Source organism: Methylophilus sp. VKM B-3414 (genome assembly GCF_032248435.1).
Taxonomy (GTDB): Bacteria; Pseudomonadota; Gammaproteobacteria; order Burkholderiales; family Methylophilaceae; genus Methylophilus; species Methylophilus glucosoxydans.
Genome location: NZ_JAVTLI010000001.1, coordinates 342,669 through 363,657 on the forward strand (window position 1 = coordinate 342,669; position 20,989 = coordinate 363,657).

The window sequence follows — 20,989 nt, forward strand, 5'->3', positions numbered from 1 at the left end:
ATTATTTCAGGCTGTTGCGCTGCCGAATTTATAATGGCGCATGCCCTCCAGAATGCCGTGGGCATGCGTGGCCTCGGCAAAAAAGATCCGTGGCATGCCTTTTAAATGTGCCAGTTCTTCGCTATGGTTACCCACTACGACGGCCATGGTGTCGCCCATCAGCATCTCAATATCATTGCCAGAGTCGCCTGCCACTAAGAAGTTGGCCAGTGGCAAATCCCATTTGTAAGACAAATAGCGGATGGCATGGCCTTTGGAAGCGCGAACCGGCAAGATATCCAGAAACTCACCGTGTGAATAAATGATTTGCGCGTGCAGCCCCTGTTTGCGCAGATGCTGTCGGATTTTTTTCACAGGCGGCATCTTGCTGGCATCCACCACATAAGAAATTTTGAATTCACGCTGGTTTTCAGCAGATTGCAGACGTAGCCCAGGCAACTCCGCTAACGCTTTCAGCAAGTCATCACGTCGCCATAAATGGCGGATATGGTTAGCCCAGCCGATATCTGGCGTGCGGTTGAGCCCATAGTGAATTTCCGAGCCGACGGAGGTAATGAGCACATCCGGGATAGGAATATTGTTTTTACGCAATATCTCAATCGCACTCTCCAGTGGGCGGCCGGTGGCGATGCCAAAAATGTTATAGCCGACATTGGCCACCAGCCATTCCACCAGGTCAAGCTGCCCCTGTTGGTTGCCAAGCAAGGTGTTGTCTATGTCTGTGATAAATGCATATTTTGCCAGCGGGATCGGTGACTTGCCTTGATGCAGCGCGACTTGCTGCTTGCGCAGGTTTTTGCGTTGTTTTCTTAGCAGTTGGTGTACCTCTCTGACATATTTGTTCACATGGCCCGCCCAGGTGTAATGGCGTTTGACGTTCAAGACGCCGCTCTTGGCCCATTTGTGCCAGCGTGCTTTATCCGTGAGGGCTGAGAGCAGTGCGTCTGCAATCGCATCGCTATCGAGCGTGTCTACCAGCAGGCCATGATGACAATTGGCCAGAATATCGCGCGGACCGCCATCATCTGGTGCAATCACCGGCAGGCCGCAAGCCGCGGCTTCGAGCAAGGTCAGCCCAAAAGGCTCAGTAAAGGCGGCGTTGATAAATACGCCACGGCTTTTGGCCGCCATGCGGTACAGCTCTGGGATATCTTCTTGCGCATGACTTTTGGGAATCGCTACTTTGCCCCATAAGTCATAGGCATCAATATCCAGCAGCAATTCATTCAACACCTGTGCCTGCGATTTTTCCAGGTCTCGAATGCGCTCTCGGCTACCGGCGACCAGCACCAGGTTAGCCTTCTTTTGCAGCGCCGGGTGGCTGCCATAGGCTGCTAGCAAACCCTTGATGTTTTTGCGCACCTCGGGCCGGCAAATACACAAAATCATCGGCTTTTTCGGGTCATGCAAAAAGCGATGGATACTTTGCTCCAGCGTTGCCGGTATTGCCCGGCGGCCTGGCGGCGAAAAGCGCGATGTATCTGTACCGGGCGGGATGACGCGGAATCGCTGATGATCGGCTTGCGCATACATGCCATATTGCAGCTCAACTTCCTGGCGTGTGCTGGTCACGATCATCGAAGCATGCTGAATCAGCGCATCCTCCTCGGCAATGCGGCGCTCAAAATTAAACTGCTTTTCAATCTTGTCTGCCTTGCGTCCACTGGAAAGCAGCCGCGCCTGCTTGGGTTTGCCCAGTGAATGGCCGGTATGAATGAGCGGAATGCCCAGCAGCATAGACAACTGGCGGCCCACATAGCCGGCGTCGGCATAGTGGGAATGGATCACATCTGGCAAGCGGCCTTGTTGACGTAAATAGTGTAGGCAACGGTCCACCATCTGATCCAGATGTGGCCATAACAACTCTTTGCGGATGTAGCGCTTGGGCCCGCATGGAAAGCGGATAATGCGGGCCTTATCGCTAAGTTTCTCTTCAGGCTGCGCATAATCGCTCGCCACCTGCGGGTCGTCGATCAACCGCGTCATCAGATCGACCTTGCCGACCTGCGGATGCTCCGCCAATGCATTTGCCAAATCCAGTACATAAGTGCATTGTCCACCGGTATCGGCATCCACGCCCAGCTCAAGTTGCTGGCCACGAATCAAACCATGTACGCTGATTAGCAGCACGTACAAGGATTCTGAGGGTTCTTTTTTATTCACACGCATGGCTACCTCCACTGGCTCACCACAAAGCAAGGCAATTGCACCTCAGGCCTGGCAACTGCAATTGATCATGATGAAAAATGCTGCAGGACTTCACGTCCATTAGATTGAAAGATGCTGCTTGCATCCATGTTTTCCGCGAGGGAAATAAGCGGGATATCAGGCCTGTAATACCCCTATTTCAACTACAGGCTAATAAATTGACATCAATTTAAAATAAAAAGTTTCAACTTTTAACAAGATCGCAGGCAATAAAAAAGCCCTGACCAACAGGGCAGGGCTGATTTTTTACATGAGTTAGAGGCTAGTAGGCTTGACCAGTAGCATAGAATACGCCACCCGCAATATGGTGGATGGTGCGTAACTCGTCATGCCCCTCAAAATGCCAGCGGCCATCACTAAATATACGCGCATCGGCATGTGCCGCCACCACTTCCGCAATAAATAAATCGTAAGTGTTCTGGTTATGCGGCTCGGGGATAATCTTGCACTCCAGCCACGCCACGCAATCCTTCACCAGTGGCGCGCTAATCTCTTGTGCGGCAAAGGTCTCAATGCCGTATTCCGCAAACTTGTCTGTGCCTGCCAAATCGCGGCCGCTGATACTGCCTACCTTTTTCACCATCTCGATTTGCTTCACGCACGGCAGGTTGATAGCAAATGTTCCTTCGGCCTCCATCAACTCGCGGCTGTAGGTTTTGCTGTCAATGACGACGGTGACTTTGGGTGGATTAAAGTCTAAAGCGCACACCCAGGCGGCGGCCATGATGTTTCTCTTGTCCGCATGGGCAGAGGTGATAATGGTTGTCGGCCCGTGGTTGAGTAAGCGATGTGATGAAATTAAGTCTACTTGTTTAGCCATTTTGTTGAACTAATTAGTTGGTAAGAGTCATTCCCAATTGATCTTTAGAAGCAAATCAATTTCTTTGGAGACTGACCTCCTAAATTCGGCGCAAATGTCTGCCAGACCTTGCTCGATTTTTATTGATTGAATTTCCAAGTCATGATCTTTTCTTAAATCAAGGTTAGGAATATTTAGTAATTTATATCTGAAAGACTTCTCAATATTAATGTTATCCAAAAGTGCAGGGTCATTTTTTGCTTCTTTCTCAAAAGAATTAAATTTATTGATATAGCTAAGTTTTAGTTGATTCAGCTTTTCGGATGTTGAATTAACATGCGCCAATAAAGTCTGGTAATCGCTTTCCCTTAAAGAGTCTTTTAGTGCTTGATATTTGTAGAATGGAGTGAAAATGCACTTATTCATATCAATATTGAAAGACTCCGCTAGGAGTTCTTTGATTGTCAGCCTTTTCTTGAAGTTATCAACAGCGTTTTCCGGTAATTTATTAATGCCGGTACAGTTGTAAATCGAGACTTGGACAAAGTTTTTAAGTACTTCATTTCTGTTAAGTTTGTAGGATTTGTCTAGTTGAAGCTGTACTTCTTTAAGCTCTAATTCTTTTTTTGCTATTTGTTCATCTAATAATGATTTTTGATAAACAGGCAATACTGTGTAGACATAGCCATAAGCGGCGATAATTAAGAGCCCAAGTTGAGATAAATGACTAAGCCTTGCTAGCCATATATCAATAAATTTTCTGTGAGAAACTTTCTTAATGTACTTTCGCATCAGCAACTCTTGAAATAGGCTTATTTACAAACCGTCATAAATTAGCGTTTATATGTAACAGCTTTTTGTTTTAAGGTATCCCCGCTAATATTTTCTGTAACTACATAAGGCGTACCATGCAGTTCAGCTATTTTTTTTGCTGCTTGAGCAGCGCGACGTAGTGCTTGATCTATATCCTCAAACTCTTTTTCTATCAACTTTTCTTTTTCAGTCATAGATTTACGCCTCGTGAGATTGATTTTGGTTCGTTGCCAGAATTGTCATACAAAGACCATGAATTTACTGTAAAGCTCATGAAAGTTATTTAAGCCAGCTTTGAATCTACGCCTAATGTCGCTTCTGGGATATTGTGCCCACCAGCGGAAACTCTTGCGGCAACCCTGGCGATTGCAATTTCTGGGTCAGGCAGGCTGAGGAAAGTTATTGTGATGTGATAGCCAAGTTTTTTCCATGCAAGAATATCTTTTGCATAGGTTTTGCCTGAAAGCGTTGTTTCAATCGCAAAACTGTTGCCAGCTTTCACATTAGACTCAATTTCTTTCAGCATGAGTCTTGCCGCTTTTACCGCAGCCGTTTCAGGAGAGAAGGGTGCCAACCCGGCCGCAATAAGGTCGGCATTGATAAAGATTGGACAATTGGCCTCATTAGGCAAGTATTCACGGGCAAAGGTAGTTTTTCCTGCGCCGTTTGGACCTGCAATAATGATGACTTTTTTCATCGGCCTAGAAGTTGGTCAATTCTTTCAAAAACGACTTCGGCTGGGATGGTTTTTACTTTGTTAGAAAGGATGTCATCCAGACGTTGCTTGGAAATAGTTAGCCACGCTTGCTCATCCAAGCTGAGTTCCCGCCTTTGAGGGAAAGATGAATGATTGGCGTGGCTCTTATCCATTATTTCTGCCAAGTATCCTTCAATGTCACCGTCCTGTTAAACACTGGCTTACCTGCCACACTGTCTTTGCGGTCGGCGACAAAATAGCCGTGACGCTCAAACTGGTAACTGTCGCCTGGGTTGGCTTCCTGGGCGCTTTGTTCCAGCTGGGCAGTGATGACTTTGACAGAATCAGGGTTAATGTCATCCAAAAAGTCTTTATCGCCACTGCCTGGATGCGGGTCTTTAAACAGTCGGTCATACAGGCGGATTTCTGCGGTGTAGGCGTGATTGGCGCTGACCCAGTGGATATTGCCTTTGACTTTAACGCTATCAGCCCCCGGCGTGCCGGACTTGGTGTCTGGCAGGTATTCGCAATGCACGGTGGTGACGTTGCCAGCCGCATCTTTTTCACAGCTCAGGCATTTGACCACGTAGCCGTAACGCAGGCGCACCATGTTGCCTGGGAACAGGCGGAAGTAGCCTTTTGAGGGCTCTTCCATAAAGTCTTCGCGCTCTATCCACAGCTCTTTGGAGAGTTTGACCACGCGTTTGCCCAGCTCAGGGTTTTGCGGGTGGTTAGGGGCGTAGCAATCTTCGTCTTGGCCCTCTGGGTAATTATCAATCACCAGTTTGATCGGGTCGAGCACGCCGATTTTGCGCGGTGCGGATTCGTTGAGGACTTCGCGCATACAGTCTTCGAGGATGCTGTACTCTATCCATGAGTCCGCTTTAGACACGCCGATGCGGTCAGTGAATAGTTTGAAACCTTCAGGAGCATAGCCACGGCGACGCGCGCCCGCCAGTGTCGGCAAGCGAGGGTCGTCCCAGCCAGTGACGTGTTTTTCTTCGACCAGTTGAATCAGCTTGCGTTTGGAGAGTACAACATAGGTCAGGTTGAGGCGTGCAAACTCATATTGGTAAGGCACCGGTTTGTTAATCATTCCGGCATCAGCCAGATTGTCCATCAGCCAATCGTAGAAAGGGCGCTGGTCTTCAAATTCTAGCGTGCAGATGGAGTGGGTTATGGTTTCCAGGGCATCCTCAATCGGATGCGCGAAGGTGTACATAGGGTAGATGCACCATTTGTCACCGGTGTTGTGGTGGTGGGCGCGGCGGATACGGTAAATCGCGGGGTCACGCATATTGATGTTGGGCGAGGCCATATCAATTTTCGCGCGTAACACCATGCTGCCATCGGCGTGCTTACCATCGCGCATTTCTCTGAAGATGCGCAGATTTTCTTCTGCACTGCGGTCGCGGAATGGCGAGTTTTTACCTGGCTCGGTCAGCGTGCCGCGGTTGATACGCATTTCATCGGCGCTTTGCGCATCGACATAGGCTTGTCCGCGTTGAATCAAGGCCTCGGCAGCGGCATACATAAAGTCAAAATAATCGCTGGCAAAGTAGAGATTGTCTTCTTTGCTGCCATCCGGGCGGGTATTGTCCCAGTCAAAGCCCAGCCACCGCACCATCTCAGTGATGCTATCTACATATTCCTGGCTTTCTTTTTCTGGGTTGGTGTCGTCAAAACGCATATGACAGATGCCGCCATAATCACGCGCTAACCCAAAGTTGAGAAACACCGATTTGGCATGGCCGATGTGCAAATAACCATTCGGCTCGGGCGGAAAACGGGTGCGAATTTTAGCAAAATCGGTTTGTCCGGTGGCGTGATGCGCGGCATCGCCTGGCGTACCAGCCCATTTCTTTTCGGCATATTTTTCTTCGGTAAGGTCTCTATCAACAATAGCGCGGATAAAATTGGAGGCGGCGGGGATCGGTTCTTTTTGTGTAGACATGGCGGTTCTTGAAGTTGCTAAAGTGTGCTTATTTTACACGGTTAGCGACCTGACCCAAAACGCTTAATACAGGGCGTTTCGGGCTTTTATCGCCCGGCCTGACAGGGCGGGTATGCTACACTGCGGGCTATGAATATACGCATGATTATCGCCACTCACCGGTTGTTATGAACAAGCTGGCATTTCCTATTCTGGCCGTGCTGGCGGATGGCAAATTTCACTCTGGTGAAGACTTGGCCCAGCGTTTTGGCGTCACGCGCGCCACGGTATATAACGCGATTCAATCTGCTGAGCAGCTAGGCATCAAGGTGTTTTCAGTCCGTGGACGCGGATATCGCTTGCCCAAGCCGCTGACCTTGCTCGATGCGGATCAAATTACCCAGGCCTGTGGTGACTATGCGCCCTGGTTTCATGTGCAAGTGCTGGCGCAGGTGGATTCAACTAACCGCTATTTAATGCAGGAGAGTGCGCGCGGTATTGCCCATGCGACCTGTGTGGCGGCGCATATGCAGACAGCCGGGCGCGGTCGACGCGGCCGTTCCTGGCATTCTCAATTGGGGGGTAGCCTGACTTTTTCATTGCTCTGGCGCTTTCAATGTGGCGCGGCGGGCTTGTCTGGCTTGAGCCTAGTGGTCGGTTTGGCTTTAGTACGGGCGTTGCACACGATGGGCTTAACCAGCGTGCGCTTAAAATGGCCGAATGACTTGCTGGTGTTGCAAGCGGGCAGTTGGCACAAGCTGGGCGGGATTCTGATTGAGCTGCAAGGGGATATGGAAGGCCCAAGTGCAGCCGTGATCGGCATAGGCCTCAATTTGGAATTGGAGGCCGATTTACAACAGCAGATTGACCAGGCGGCGATGGGCCTAAATCAGTTGGCGGGTGCGCCTGTAGACCCTAACCACTTGCTCGGCCACTGCTTGAACCAGTTGGCGCAACACTTAAGCCTGTTTGCCGAGCATGGTTTTGCCTATTTTCAGCCCGAGTGGACGGCGTATCATGCTTTTGAGCAGCAAGCTGTGAATCTGCTGTTAGCCAATGGCCAGTCGGTTCCCGGTCGCGTGGTTGGCGTAGCTGAAGAGGGCAGTTTGCTGGTGGAAACCGCTGCCGGTATTCAGCGCTTTAACGCAGGCGAAATCAGTGTGCGGAGTGCGGCATGAAACTGCTGATTGACGCTGGCAATAGCCGCACCAAATGGGCCTGGTGCCCAGAGCAATCGAGCCAGTCGAAAGCGCTGCAGATCAATACCCTGGATAATCAAGACTGGTTTGAGGGCACCGCACAGGCGCAAGCCTTGCACGCCGCGATTGCTAAGGCGAGCCAAATCTATTTAAGCAATGTGGCGGGCGAGCGCTGGCTGCAAGCCTTGCCCGAGCGGGATCAACGTTTGCGAGCTATTGTCGCCACCTCTTTAGCCTTGGGTTTGCAAAACGGCTACAGTCAACCTTCGCAACTGGGTAGCGACCGCTGGTGCAGCCTGTTAGCGGTATGGCGTAGCGAGGGCCAATCAGCATTGGTCGTCAGTGCGGGTACCGCAATGACGATGGATGCGCTGCTAGTCAAGCAAGAAGTTAAGCAAGCACAGGCGATGTTTGCTGGCGGCAGTATCCAGCCTGGGTTACGACTGATGTGGCAAAGTTTGCAACAGGGGGCGGCGCAACTCGATTATGCCTATCCCGACCTTGACGCTGGCACGGAGGGCTTTGCGCAAAATAGCCAGCATGCCATGTGGGTGGGCTGCGTGCAGGCGCTGGCTGCTTCGGTGGCTGCCCAATATGCGCGCTTGTGCCAGCAGCTGGGTCATGTGCCTTTATTGTTCATGAGTGGCGGCGATGCAGATTTAATCGCCAGATATTTGCCGCATGCATTGTCAGCACAGGCGATTATTGTGGATAATCTGGTATTAAAGGGATTGGCCTGCCTGGCTGAGTGTTCAGACGAATGAAAAGTATAAGAGAATGAAAAAAATATTCTGGATATTGGTATTGCTGAATGTGGTGGTGTTTGCTTATTTTGAGCGCGATGCCCTGTCACCTGCCGTCAGTAGCCTTAAACCAGAGCTCCAGCCACAGCAAATTAAAATCCTCACCGAGCAGTCATTGCTGTCTTACCCCACACGCCATCCAGAGGCAGCGGTAAACGAGCCTTCCGATTCGGTAGTGCAGCCTGCTGATAACCATGGGCCTGCCAGTGAGCCAGTGTCAAAACCAGATGTCCAGGGTGCTGAAACTAAATGGCCTGAAACCAAGCCATCTGAGCAAAAATCTCCTGAGCCTAACAAGCCAGAGAGCTCCAACGTGGTGGAAGCGAGACCCGCTGAAGCAAAGCAGGCAGAAAAAGCCCCGTCGGCTAAGCCCGCAGAACAACATGCCGCGACGGCTGGCGCATGCTATGAGTGGAGCAGCTTCAACACCGCGCGCTTGAATGAAGCCTTGAGCCTGGCACAGCAACTCAATATCAAGACTCATACCAATCTGATCGGCAGTCCGCAGGATAATGTGCGTTACTGGATTTATAAACCGCCGCTACCTTCTGCCGAGGCTGCGCAAATCAAAGCCGATGAATTACGTAAACTCGGTGTGGAGGATTTCTTTGTTGTGCAAGACGACCCCAAATGGCGCAACGCAATCTCGTTCGGAGTTTTTCGTGATGAAAAACTGGCCGATAAGCTCATGCTAGACCTCAAAAATAAGGGGGTAAAATTGTTGATTAAAGCGACCCGTAATGGCGGTCAGGCGGTCATCAAAATGCAACAGGTCTCGCCACAACAACTTGTTGGTTTGCAAAAGGCGCGTTCGCAGTTTCCTGATGCCGTGCTTAAAGAAATACCTTGTAATTAAAATTCACAAGGCGTTAAAACGATAGACATCAAAAAACCCGCATTCGCGGGTTTTTTGATAATCAATCTTATTGTTGTGCTGCTTTTTGAGCTTCTGCTGCTTTTTTGGCCGCTTCTTCTTCCTTGGCTTTATCTTCCTGAATTTTCTTCAGCAAATCCCCATTGGCTTTCAGGCCTGTCATGATTTGATTATCTACATTGTTTTTACGATCAAACACAAGACTATCGCCTAAAATCACTTTTACCCAGTCTGGATAGCTGTAAGCCGTCCCCTTGTTGTGATCAACAATCGCGCCTATGCCCCCGCCAAACAGAATGTTACCCCACATCCCGCCATTGGCTCTGGAGACCAGAACAGCAAAACCAGACTCTGCATTATCCTTTTGACATTTAATTTCGAGGTTTTGACCAGAGCGATGCACAACCAGGCTACCCGGTGTTTTGGTGGACCACTCACCGCGCTCATTTTTTGCCGTACATTTGGCATCTTCAACGAGTTGATCTTGTTTGTTGTATGTTTCAACGCGAATTGGTTGATTTGAATCTTTGGTAATCGACGCACAACCCGAAAACAGAAGGCTGCTTGCCATCACAAAAGCGACGTGATGATATTTCATATACTCCCTTATGTTGTTATTAGTTAACTCCCGTGAGCAGGAGTTAACTAATATTATAGAGGGCAGGTATATTTTTAGTAAGAGATGTTAATAAATTTATGTTTACCGCTTTTTCGGTGGCAGCATATCGGTGATGGTGCCTTCCTTGAGTTCAGCGGCAAAGCATACTGTTTCAGACAAGGTGGGGTGAGCATGAATGGTCAGACCCAGGTCATGCGCATCGGCGCCCATTTCAATCGCCAGCACAGCTTCTGCCAGCAATTCGCCAGCATTGACGCCAACGATTCCGGCACCAATAACACGGTGAGTGTCTTTGTCGAAAATCAGTTTGGTTGCGCCTTCGGTACGCGCGATAGACAAGGCGCGGCCACTGGCAGCCCAAGGGAAGCTGGCTTTTTCGATCTCAATGCCTTTGGCTTTGGCTTCGGTTTCGGTGAGGCCCACCCAGGCCACTTCAGGATCCGTATAGGCGACGGAAGGGATAACACTGGCGACAAATTCGACCTTGTGACCGGCAATCACTTCTGCGGCTACTTTCGCTTCATGCGTGGCTTTATGGGCCAGCATGGGTTGGCCAACAATATCACCAATCGCAAAAATGTGTGGGACATTGGTACGCATTTGTTTGTCCACGCTAATAAAGCCGCGGTCATCGACGGCCACGCCAGCATTTTCGGCACCAATATTTTTACCATTCGGGCGGCGACCAATAGAAACGAGCACGCGGTCATATTTTTGCGTCTCTTGCGGCGCATTTGCACCTTCAAAGTCTACATAAATCCCATCCGCCTTGGCTTCGATCTTGGTGACTTTGGTCGACAACATAATGCTTTCAAAACGTTTTTCCATGCGTTTTTGCAGTGGACGCACCAGGTCGCGGTCACAACCGGTAATCAGGCCGTCCATAAATTCCACCACGCTCACTTTAGAGCCCAGCGCGTCGTAGACCGTCCCCATTTCGAGGCCGATAATGCCGCCGCCAATCACCAGCATACGGCCTGGGATATCGGCCAAAGCGAGTGCGCCAGTGGAGTCCATGATGCGTTCATCTTCAGGCGCCCCCGGGAATTTAGTGGCTTGTGAGCCTGCGGCAATAATCGCATTCTCAAAACCGACCAGGGTGACTTTGCCATCGGCGCCGGTGACGGCAATCTGGTTTGGGCTAGTAAATTTACCGACGCCATTGACCACAGTGACGCCGCGCGCCTTAGCCATCTGGGCCAAGCCACCAGTCAGCTTGCCGACGACATCGTTAGCTTTCCAGTTGCGCAGTTTGTCGAGATCAATGTCCGGTTTGCCAAAGCGCAAGCCATGGTGTTCGGTTTCTTGCGCTTCAGTAATGACTTTAGCCGTGTGTAACAAGGCTTTGGAAGGGATGCAGCCAACATTGAGGCAGACGCCACCAAGTGTTGGATAGCGTTCTACCAGAACCACTTTCAGGCCAAGGTCGGCTGCACGGAAGGCGGCAGTATAGCCGCCAGGCCCGGAGCCCAATACCATGACCTGGCAGGTGACATCATGATTACCTGTCGGTACCGCTGGGGCAGGGGCTGCCGAAACTGGGGCAGCGGGCGCCGCTGTGGCGGTGGTTTGTGTGGCGGGTGTAGCAGCAGGTGCTACGGCAGGTTGTGCTGCTGTCGTGGTTGATTCAGCACTTTCCAGCAGCAAGATCAGGCTGCCTTTGGCGACTTTGTCACCCACCTTGATTTTTAACTCCTTGACCACGCCAGCATGTGAGGAAGGAATGTCCATGGAAGCTTTGTCAGACTCCACAGTAATGAGGGAATCTTCTTTGGCCACGGTATCGCCGACGGCGACCAGCACTTCAATCACATCGACACTGTCAAAATTGCCGATATCCGGCACCACTATTTCAACCATTTGACTCATGAAAACCTTATATATGCGTTAGTTTTGCTATTTTATCACCAAAAGAACAACCGCACTTTTGGCTTGTCACTGCTTGATTGTCTCGATAGATGTTTCAATCGCATCGAGCATCAGCGTTTACCGGGGGCGGTTGTGACTGGCTTAACCGCTGTGGCTGGCTTCATGGTGCAGGTTTCATGGCCGTAATTGCCGCCCGTATCATCTGGTTCGTAATAATCGTTTTTAAAGGTCCAGCCGGCCTTGCCCACTTTGCTGAATTGACCCATGCCGGTGGAGAATTCTGCATATTTGGCATCAGACAGTTTAAAGGTCATTGCCAACTGTTTGCCACGGGTAATGGCCTGGCCAGTGTAGCTTTGCTTGTTTTCCGTGTGTGTTGCCAGCTCGTAGACGGAAACTTGTGCTGTGCTGTTGCGGCGGTTCTTTTTGAGATAAATGGTCACTTCATAATCGCCGACAGCAATATTGTTGCCTTTGCACAAATATTCACCACTGTAATCCGGTGACGCGGCAGGGGCTGAAAACGCAGTGGATGAAAAGATTGCGAACAGACTAAAGGTGATTAAACAGGATTTAACGTTCATATGACTTCTGAAATAAATTTTTGGCGTGAGAAAGTTTAAAAGCCTGAGTTTTTTGCGAGACTTTTGAATACATTTCATCATAATTGCAATTACATAATTTACCAAGTCTCTTTTAGTGTTTTTGTCGCTTGCAGCTTGTAAAAGCAGGGCGCAAGCCTAGGTGATTTATGAGAGAATAGCCGCTATTTTTAGCAACCTCGTGACAAGGTGACCATATTGCAGCGTTTGTTATCAAGAATTTCACCCATCGTCTGGCTGACCTTGTTTTTACTTGGCTCTGTTTACTACGTCTGGCGATTGCAGCAACCACAAGTGTTGCTTGAGGTGGATGCGGATGCGTTGCCCCTGCAATGCATCTCTTATTCGCCTTATTACAAGCCTGGCATGAGTCCGCTGGTCAAGGATATGCATGTCGATCCGCTGCAGATTGAGCAGGATTTACAAGCCTTGTCCAAAGTCACGCGCTGTGTGCGCACTTATTCGGTCGGCCAGGGGATGGATTATGTGCCCAAGGCTGCGCAAAAACTGGGCATGAAAGTCATTCTTGGCGTCTGGATCGGCTGGCTGGAAGATCTCAACCAGGCAGAGCTCAAGCTAGCGGTGCAGCAAGCGAACCAGTATCCGGAGACCGTGCGTGGCATTGTGGTAGGGAACGAGGTCTTGTTGCGCGGCGAGCAGTCCGAGCCCAAGATGCATGGCTACCTGCAATGGGTGAAAGCCAATACCAAGGCGCCAGTCACCTATGCCGATGTGTGGGAGTTTTGGCTCAAGCATCCTACTTTAGAGCAGGACGTGGACTTCGTCACCGTGCATATTCTGCCCTATTGGGAAGATAAGCCGGTTGCCATTGATCAGGCGGTTGCCCATACCGCCTCGGTGATGGGACATTTGGGTACAGTCTTTAAAAAACCTATTTTGATTGGTGAAACCGGCTGGCCATCGCAAGGTCGTCAACGTTTCTGGGCCAAGCCGAGTGCGATTAATCAAGCCAAATATATGCGTGGTTTTTTGCAGGCCGCCAAGCAGAGTCAATGGCAATATAACGTGATTGAAGCCGTGGATCAGCCTTGGAAGCGTGAGCTGGAGGGCACGGTCGGGGGGTATTGGGGCGTGCTTGATACGGACCTAAAACCCAAATTCAGCTTGCAGGGAGCGATGGCTGAGCGTGCAGATGGCTTGCAACCCTATCTGGCCGCGCTCGGGCTGGGGCTGCTATTCGTTGCCTATGGATTTTATCGCCATCGCCCAGCGAATCAATTGGCGGTACTCGCATTAAGCGGCATGCTGCTGGGCTTGCATGCCTATCTGCAACTGGAATATGTACACTTGGCGGCCCGTAACTCTCTAGAGCTGAGCATGCTGGCTGGGCTTGCCGTGCTGGGTTGGGGACTGCTTGGCTTACAGCTCAGGCAGTGGCTGGGGTTGAACGCAAAAGCTTGCCTGGAACAAGCCGCGCTCCGACTGCTGGCGGTCGGATTCTTGCTGACCAGTGGCGCGCTTGCAGTCAATGGGCGCTATCTGGATTTCCCCATCATCTTGGTCTGCCTGCCATTGGTCGCGATCACGATTTCTTTATTAATGCCACGCGCTCAGACTGGTCAAACAGGGGCCGTCAATGCTGGATTCTGGCTGGTGGCTGCACTGCTGGTCATGGCTGCCAATTGCGCCGTGGCCGTGGCGATCATGGAGCCAGGGAATACCATGGCCTGGTGGTGGACTGCTCTCTGCGGTGTTGCCTTGCTGATATTACCTCTCAGAAGCCTACAAGTAGGTATTCCGCTGACAGCCAACGCTGCTGATTCAGCGTATCATTCAGTTTAAAACAATAACTCATCAATAACGGGAAGTGTGAGAAGTGATCGTTTCATGGTTTAAAAAATTGCTGCCAAGTCTGGCGTTTGCGATAGTCTTTTCAGCGTTGCATTTTGGCCTCTGGACGCTGGCCAACCGGGCGCTGCCACTGATCAGTGTCAAGCCGGAAGTCAATGGATTTGCCTATACCGGTTACCGGGCCAACCAAAGCCCGCTCGAAGGGCAGCATCCGAACACCGCCGAACTGGCGCAAGATCTCGACCTCATGCATAAACATACGCGCCACATTCGTATGTATTCATCACTGGATTTGAACGAGGTGATCCCGCTGGCCGCCAAGCGCAATATGAATGTGATTGCGGGGGCCTGGATAGATGCAGACAAGCAGAAAAATACGCGGGAAGTGTCTGCCTTGCTCGAAAAGCTGGAAAACTACAGCAATATTGACCGTGTGATTGTTGGCAACGAATCGCTGTTGCGTAACGATTTGCCGGTTCCGTCCTTGATTGAATACCTGGATTTTGTCCGCGAACATAGCAATGTGCCGGTGTCTACCGCCGAGCCTTGGCATGTCTGGCTCAAACACCCGGAGTTGGTGAAGCATGTGGATTATATTGCGGTACACCTGCTGCCTTACCATGAAGGCGTGCCGGTTGAAAAAGCCGTGCAATACACCATTGAACGCTATAACCAGCTCATGGAAGCTTATCCCCGTAAAAAAATCGTGATCACCGAGGTAGGCTGGCCCAGTCGTGGTCCAGCGATTGGTGCTTCTGTCGCCAGCGAAGTCAACCAGGCGCGTTTTATCCGCGAGTTCCTGGCTCGTAACTCCATTGAGGATCTGGATTTTTACCTGATGGAAGCGTTTGACCAGCCCTGGAAAGTTGCGCTGGAAGGCTGGGCGGGTGCCTATTGGGGCATGTATAACGCTGATCGCCACCAGAAATACTCCCTGCAAGACGCGGTGCCACCGAATACGCGCTGGATTGCCAAAGCCACTTGGTCTACGGTGCTGGCATTTATCCCGATGATGTTTATTGCCTGGCGCTTTAAACACTGGGGCATAGGGGGCGTATTGTCGATGGCGGTGTTGTTTCAGGCCTGTATCACGACCTTGACCATTGCCTGGAATCTGCCAGGGGACTACTACTACACCTTACGCGATTTTGTGGTTCTGATCGGGCTGATATTGGGTATTGCGCTGACCTCGATGGTGTTGATGATCTACGCCGCCGAGTTTAGTGAGGTCATGTTTAAACCGTACTGGCGGCGGTTCTTTAAACGCGCCCAGCCATTACCTGCCGATCAGGAGTTATTTGTCTCTATCCACCTGGCCTGTTACAACGAGCCGCCAGAAATGGTCATTGCCACGATTGATAGCCTGCGTAATCTGAACTACACGCATTATGAGGTGATCGTGGTGGATAACAACACCAAGGATGAGGCGAAATGGAAGCCGCTTGAGGCTTATATGGCGAATATGCCGGATAACTTCCATTTTTATCACTTGCCTTCCTGGCCAGGCTTTAAAGCGGGCGCGCTGAATTTTGCACTGGATAAAACCCACCCGGATGCGCAAGTGGTGGGGGTAGTCGATGCTGACTATGTGGTGACACCAGACTGGTTGTCCGACCTCGTCCCTCATTTTCAGGAATCGCAAGTGGCGGTCGTACAAGCACCACAAGCCCACCGTGAATGGGAAAATCATTTCTTCCACCGCATGTGTAACTGGGAGTTTGAAGGTTTCTTCCGCATTGGCATGCATCACCGCCATGAGCGTAATGCGCTGATCCAGCATGGCACCATGACACTGATCCGCCGTGAGTCGTTGCAAACGCTGGGCGGCTGGTCTGAGTGGTGTATTTGTGAGGATACCGAACTTGGGTTGCGATTGCTCGAGAGAAACATGGAGTTGCGTTATATTGATGAAACCTTTGGGCGTGGCTTAACACCGGCCAACTTCAAAGCCTTGAAATCACAACGTAATCGCTGGGCATTTGGGGCGATGCAAATACTTAAACATCACATGCCAAAGTTGTTGGGTAAATCATCACTCAACTTTAGTCAGCGCTACCACTTTTTGACTGGCTGGTTTGGCTGGTTTGGGGAGGCCTTGCAACTGATATTCACCATCGGTTCTATCGGCTGGACGATTGCCATGTTGGCATTCCCTAAATACTTCAGTTTGCCAGTGGTGGTCATGATTGTTCCCATACTGTGTTTCCTGGCGATCAAGGCCATTCTGGGACCAGTCTTGTACCGCAAAACCATGCATTGCAGCTGGATGGATATCTTTGGCGCTTCACTGGCCAGCTTGGGTTTATCACATGCCATTGCTCGGGGTATCATCAGTGGCCTGACACACAAGGCAGGCGTTTTTGTCGTGACGAATAAAACCAAAGCCAAACTTAGTAATTGGCAGCTGATCGCGCCAATCAAGGAGGAGTTGACGATTCTGATCTCTCTGTTGCTCAGCGCAGCAGCCATGCTGTATTCGCGCGGTTTTAGCAACCTGGATGCGCAATTGTGGGTTTCCATGCTCGCGCTGCAATCCCTGCCGTACTGGAGTGCATTGGCATGCCAGTGGATATCGGAACGCAAGTAGACCAATTAGCGCAAGACCATCTTGATGCTTTTCCACCCGAGCGGGTGGAAAAGCCACTTATATACAAAGGGCGTGCGGCCAGCAGCAATCAGATCAGCCGCTTTGATCCACATCGCCGCGAAATCATAGATGACGGCTGGGGCAGTCTGGATGAAGAGGCGCCTGCCCTACGCACAGAAGTCATGCTGGATGCGGCTAAAAGCATCATCAATTACATTCAATCTCCAGACCTGCCGTTTGATCGTACCCTGAATCATTACCGTGGCTGTGAGCATGGCTGTATTTATTGCTATGCCAGACCCACGCATGCCTATCTGGGGCTTTCTCCCGGCCTCGATTTTGAGTCACGCTTGCTCATTAAGGCGAAGGCTGCCGAGCTGCTGAAAAAGGAATTGGCACACCCCGAATACCGATGTGCGCCGATTGCCATCGGTATGAATACGGACAGCTACCAACCCATAGAGCGTGAATATCAACTGACGCGCCAGGTGATTCAGGTGCTGAGTGACGCCAATCATCCCTTTAGCCTTGTCACCAAGTCCTCACTGGTTGAGCGTGATATTGACCTGATTGCGCCTATGGCTGCCAAGGGGTTGGCCAGTATTTATCTGAGTATTACCACGTTAGATCGTCAGATTGCCAGACGACTGGAACCGCGGGCAGCCGCGCCTGAGCGTCGTTTTGAAACACTGCGTAAACTTAGTACAGCAGGTATTCCAACCGGCGTGATGGTGGCGCCGGTGATTCCGGCCTTAACAGACTGTGATATGGAAAAGATTCTTGAACAGGCGTATCAGGCAGGCGCGCGCAAGGCGGGCTATGTGTTTTTGCGCTTGCCGCATGAATTAAGTGATTTATTCCAGGCGTGGTTGCAACAATATTTTCCACTCAAGGCCGACCATGTCATGAGCTTAATCAAGCAAAGCCGCGGCGGTAAAACCTATCAAAGTGGTTTTGGTCAGCGCATGCGTGGTGAGGGCATATTTGCCGACCTGCTGGCGCATCGTTTTAAACTTAGTTGCCAGAAATTGGGCATGTCAGGCGAGCGGCTTGATTTGCGCACGGATTTGTTCTCTGCTGATCCTAGCTGGGGGCGTGCTATTAAGCCTCAACAACAATTCTCATTGTTCTAAAAAATATTGATCACTATCGTCGGTATGCATTGATTGAGATATAATTGCGTCTTATTCTCAATTAATAGCAACCCGAAATGTTTTATCGAAAGACACGATTGTCGCTGGTTGAGATTTTCACATCATTCTCAGAAAGCGCTTAGTGCAACATCCACGCCAACTCTCAGCCAATGCCCAACGTGCAAAAACCATCCGCTGGTTACGACAGGTGCATGGATGGTTAGGTTTATGGGGAGCATTACTGGGGTTGCTGTTTGGCGTCACCGGGATTCTGCTGGATCACCGCAATACCCTTAAAATCCCTGCAGTTCAAATCGAGCAAAAAGAAATTCAGCTGACAGTCCCTGCTGCTTATACCTCGACAAAGCAGGACTTTGTTCGATACCTGCAACAGACATTTGAGATTGACCATGCGCCTTTTCAAAAGAAGGCCAAGCCTGCATTTAAGACCCAATCTTCCGCACGGTTTATGGGTAAAACCTTAGCGCAGCCAGAAAAATGGGAAGTCGAATTCCGTATGCCGCAACTAAAACTCACTGCAGAGTACGTGGTGGGTAATGAATATGCGCTGGTACGCAAGGAAGAGGTAAATGCCTGGGGATTTTTGACCAACCTGCACAAAGGGACGGGCGCAAGTGTGGGTTGGGTACTTATGGCTGATACGTTGGCGGGTGGGCTGATTGTGTTGTCTATCACGGGTGTATTGCTCTGGACCAAAATGCGTCAGTCAAGATTGATATTGGCGGGATTGATGGGGAGTTCTTTGATAGTGGGCGTGTGGTTGACACTGGCGATGTTGTAACCATTGCTTGGAAAGTATTTAAGTAGCGCTTACGCTGTGGTTAGTTGGATTTATGTTAATATATTTAATGATAATGATTATTATTTAATATAGAGAGTGATCCATGAAGTTCCAGACCGCGGCCCTGGTCGCAGCCACCTTGTCTACATCCATGGCAAGTGCAGAAGCGTTGCAGCCCGACCATCAAACCTTGCCAGAAGTGGCCGTCAAAACAAACAAAATCGCAGAGTCAACCACTGCCCCGATTAAAAAATATCGGGCCAGTCAGGCACGTACCGCAACAAAAACTGATCTGCCAATTAACGAAACCAGCCAATCCATCTCGGTGGTCAGCAGTGAGCAAATGCGCGATCAAGCGGTGCAAACGCTGGCGGAATCGCTACGTTTTGTAGCGGGGGTGGATGCCGGGCAACGAGGCCGGCGCGGGCTGGATGACTTTTCGATTCGTGGCTTTGTGCAAAGTGATTATGTGCTCAGAGATGGGATGCGGATGGCGTATGACCTCTCCTGGATACAAGCTGAGCCTTTCGGTCTGGAGCGGGTAGAAGTGCTTAAAGGGCCTTCTTCTGTGCTTTATGGCCAGACCGGTCCGGGCGGCTTTGTCAATTTAGTCAGCAAGCGTCCAACCGATACCCCTATGGCCCGTTTTGGCATAGCTTTTGGCAATTATCAGCAACAGCAATACACGGCAGATATTTCTGATGCGCTGAATCAGGATAAAACCCTGCGTTACCGCTTGGTGGCCTTGACCGCCAGCAGTGATGACCAGGTCGATTTTGTCGATAGAAAGCGCCAGTATGTGGCCCCTTCACTGACTTGGGATATCAGTGACAATACCAGTTTGACGGTATTGACCAGCTATCAAAAGAGCAGTTATGTGCCGATACGCGGATTACCTGCCGATGGCACCATCTTGCCTAACATAAATGGCGATATTTCCTTCAAACGTTTTGTCGGTGTGCCCGGCCTGGACCATTACGATACAGAACAAACTTTGCTCGGTTATGAGTTCTCGCATGCTTTTAATGCGCATTTGAGTTTTAGGCAAAACGTACGCTATAACACCCTCAATTTGAACGGCACCTTTACCGAACCACGGACGCTTTCGGCCAATCAGCTCAACTATAATCGCAGTGCGTCTATTCGTGATTTGTCTGCCCAAATGTGGACCTTGGATCATCAATTGTCTGCCAACTTCACGACTGCAGCTTTTAGTCATCAAATGCTTTTTGGGTTAGACCACATCCGTTATTATTTAAACCGCTTTTATGCGACTCGAAGCGTCTCGGCTTTAAATCTGTTCAATCCCAATTACAGTAATGTCAGTTTGGGCAATGTGACTGTGACCGGGAATAGCACAGGCAGTGACGAGTTATTGCAACAAGGAGTTTATTGGCAAGATCTGGTTAAATTTGGGGAAGGCTGGAATTTGCAACTGGGTTTGCGTCATGACCGCTCCGAGATTAATCAGAACCGGATTACAGGCAACAATAGCCAAAGCAATGCACACAAAACCACTGGCAAGCTGGGCCTGCTATATGCGTTTGAAAATGGCTGGTCGCCTTATCTAAGTTACAGTGAATCGTTTGTGCCTTTGGTTGGGAGTACCTTTGCGGGAACACCTTTTGTGCCAGAAACCGGGCAGCAAAAAGAAGCCGGTCTTAAGTACGCCTCTCCTGATCAGCGCTTTTCCACAACCTTCTCTGTGTATGAGTTAAAGCGGCAGAATGTGACCACCAATGATCCGGTTAATGGCGCCAGCTTTAGTGTGCAAACAGGCGAACAGCGCCACCGCGGTTTTGAGTGGGAGGCGACGGGACAAGTGACTGATGATCTCAACCTGGTCGCCAGCTATACCTACATTGATGCGGAAGTGACCAAAAGCAACTCGACTAATCTGGGCAAGCGGCCCATTCTGGTCGCAAATCATATGGCGAATGCCTGGCTTAATTACAATCTGAGTGCAATTCTGCCTGGCTTAAGCGTCGGAGCAGGGGTGCGTCATATCGGTAAACAAGCGGGCAATGAGACCAACACATTTGATGTTCCCGACTACACCTTGTTTGATGCGGGCATTTATTACACACGAGACGCATGGCGTTTTGCACTCAACGGCAAAAATCTGGCCAATAAACGCTACATTGCTGGCTGCTCCAGCCAATCCGTTTGTTTTACCGGTGACCCGCAAATGTTGTTACTGACTGCAAATTACGCATTTAAATAATTTAGGCAAGACCTG

Annotated in this window: 17 protein-coding genes; 8 read left to right on the forward strand and 9 right to left on the reverse strand. The window is 50.2% G+C overall.

What is annotated here, in order from left to right:
- Positions 1-6: 6 nt before the first annotated feature.
- The 6 genes from Q9292_RS01565 to Q9292_RS01590 all read right to left on the reverse strand — a co-directional run bounded on the left by Q9292_RS01565 (position 7) and on the right by Q9292_RS01590 (position 6,471).
- Positions 7-2,169 (reverse strand): HAD-IIB family hydrolase, encoded by a 2,163-nt coding sequence (locus Q9292_RS01565; protein WP_313983928.1) that lies wholly within the window; start codon positions 2,167-2,169, stop codon positions 7-9.
- Between the two features lie 301 nt (positions 2,170-2,470).
- Complete coding sequence (locus Q9292_RS01570) at positions 2,471-3,028, reverse strand: flavin reductase family protein (RefSeq protein ID WP_313983931.1); 558 nt, start codon at positions 3,026-3,028, stop codon at positions 2,471-2,473.
- Between the two features lie 27 nt (positions 3,029-3,055).
- Positions 3,056-3,799: a hypothetical protein gene (locus Q9292_RS01575; protein WP_313983934.1), complete on the reverse strand. Its 744-nt coding sequence runs from the start codon at positions 3,797-3,799 to the stop codon at positions 3,056-3,058.
- 41 nt (positions 3,800-3,840) lie between these two features.
- Positions 3,841-4,014, reverse strand: coding sequence for a hypothetical protein (locus Q9292_RS01580; protein WP_313983936.1), 174 nt, complete (start codon positions 4,012-4,014; stop codon positions 3,841-3,843).
- Between the two features lie 89 nt (positions 4,015-4,103).
- Positions 4,104-4,517 (reverse strand): AAA family ATPase, encoded by a 414-nt coding sequence (locus Q9292_RS01585; RefSeq protein ID WP_313983938.1) that lies wholly within the window; start codon positions 4,515-4,517, stop codon positions 4,104-4,106.
- 172 nt (positions 4,518-4,689) lie between these two features.
- Complete coding sequence (locus tag Q9292_RS01590) at positions 4,690-6,471, reverse strand: glutamine--tRNA ligase/YqeY domain fusion protein (protein ID WP_313983941.1); 1,782 nt, start codon at positions 6,469-6,471, stop codon at positions 4,690-4,692.
- Positions 6,472-6,638: 167 nt separating this feature from the next.
- On the opposite strand from Q9292_RS01590, the gene Q9292_RS01595 reads away from it, so the two are divergent.
- From Q9292_RS01595 to Q9292_RS01605, 3 genes are read left to right on the forward strand one after another with little or no spacing between them, the layout of a single operon-like run.
- Positions 6,639-7,628 carry a biotin--[acetyl-CoA-carboxylase] ligase gene (locus Q9292_RS01595; protein ID WP_313983944.1) on the forward strand — a complete coding sequence of 330 codons (990 nt, stop codon included), beginning with the start codon at positions 6,639-6,641 and terminating at the stop codon, positions 7,626-7,628.
- A complete protein-coding gene (locus Q9292_RS01600; protein ID WP_313983947.1) occupies positions 7,625-8,413 on the forward strand; it encodes a type III pantothenate kinase in 789 nt (262 codons plus the stop codon). The genes Q9292_RS01595 and Q9292_RS01600 overlap by 4 nt, the downstream gene beginning before the upstream one ends.
- 13 nt (positions 8,414-8,426) lie before the next feature.
- Positions 8,427-9,308 (forward strand): SPOR domain-containing protein, encoded by an 882-nt coding sequence (locus tag Q9292_RS01605; protein ID WP_313983950.1) that lies wholly within the window; start codon positions 8,427-8,429, stop codon positions 9,306-9,308.
- Between the two features lie 67 nt (positions 9,309-9,375).
- On the opposite strand, the gene Q9292_RS01610 is transcribed toward Q9292_RS01605, so the two are convergent.
- The 3 genes from Q9292_RS01610 to Q9292_RS01620 form a co-directional block, all read right to left on the reverse strand.
- Positions 9,376-9,924 carry a hypothetical protein gene (locus Q9292_RS01610; protein WP_194747106.1) on the reverse strand — a complete coding sequence of 183 codons (549 nt, stop codon included), beginning with the start codon at positions 9,922-9,924 and terminating at the stop codon, positions 9,376-9,378.
- 102 nt (positions 9,925-10,026) lie between these two features.
- Positions 10,027-11,814, reverse strand: coding sequence for a dihydrolipoyl dehydrogenase (gene lpdA, locus Q9292_RS01615; protein ID WP_313983953.1), 1,788 nt, complete (start codon positions 11,812-11,814; stop codon positions 10,027-10,029).
- Positions 11,815-11,924: 110 nt separating this feature from the next.
- A complete protein-coding gene (locus Q9292_RS01620) occupies positions 11,925-12,398 on the reverse strand; it encodes a hypothetical protein (protein ID WP_313983955.1) in 474 nt (157 codons plus the stop codon).
- Positions 12,399-12,605: 207 nt separating this feature from the next.
- Between Q9292_RS01620 and Q9292_RS01625 the strand changes: the two genes are divergently transcribed.
- From Q9292_RS01625 to Q9292_RS01645, 5 genes are all read left to right on the forward strand, one after another.
- The gene (locus Q9292_RS01625) at positions 12,606-14,219 is read left to right on the forward strand and encodes a hypothetical protein (RefSeq protein WP_313983958.1); all 1,614 of its coding nucleotides are present in this window, start codon (positions 12,606-12,608) and stop codon (positions 14,217-14,219) included.
- 34 nt (positions 14,220-14,253) lie between these two features.
- Entirely contained in the window at positions 14,254-16,815 is a 2,562-nt protein-coding gene (locus Q9292_RS01630; RefSeq protein ID WP_313983962.1) for a glycosyltransferase, read from the forward strand.
- Complete coding sequence (locus Q9292_RS01635) at positions 16,794-17,948, forward strand: PA0069 family radical SAM protein (RefSeq protein WP_409934464.1); 1,155 nt, start codon at positions 16,794-16,796, stop codon at positions 17,946-17,948. Before Q9292_RS01630 ends, Q9292_RS01635 begins: the two co-directional genes overlap by 22 nt.
- A gap of 142 nt (positions 17,949-18,090) precedes the next feature.
- Positions 18,091-18,750 (forward strand): PepSY-associated TM helix domain-containing protein, encoded by a 660-nt coding sequence (locus Q9292_RS01640; RefSeq protein ID WP_313983967.1) that lies wholly within the window; start codon positions 18,091-18,093, stop codon positions 18,748-18,750.
- 103 nt (positions 18,751-18,853) lie between these two features.
- On the forward strand, positions 18,854-20,974 hold the full coding sequence (locus tag Q9292_RS01645; RefSeq protein ID WP_313983970.1) for a TonB-dependent siderophore receptor: 2,121 nt from the start codon (positions 18,854-18,856) through the stop codon (positions 20,972-20,974).
- Positions 20,975-20,989 lie beyond the last annotated feature (15 nt).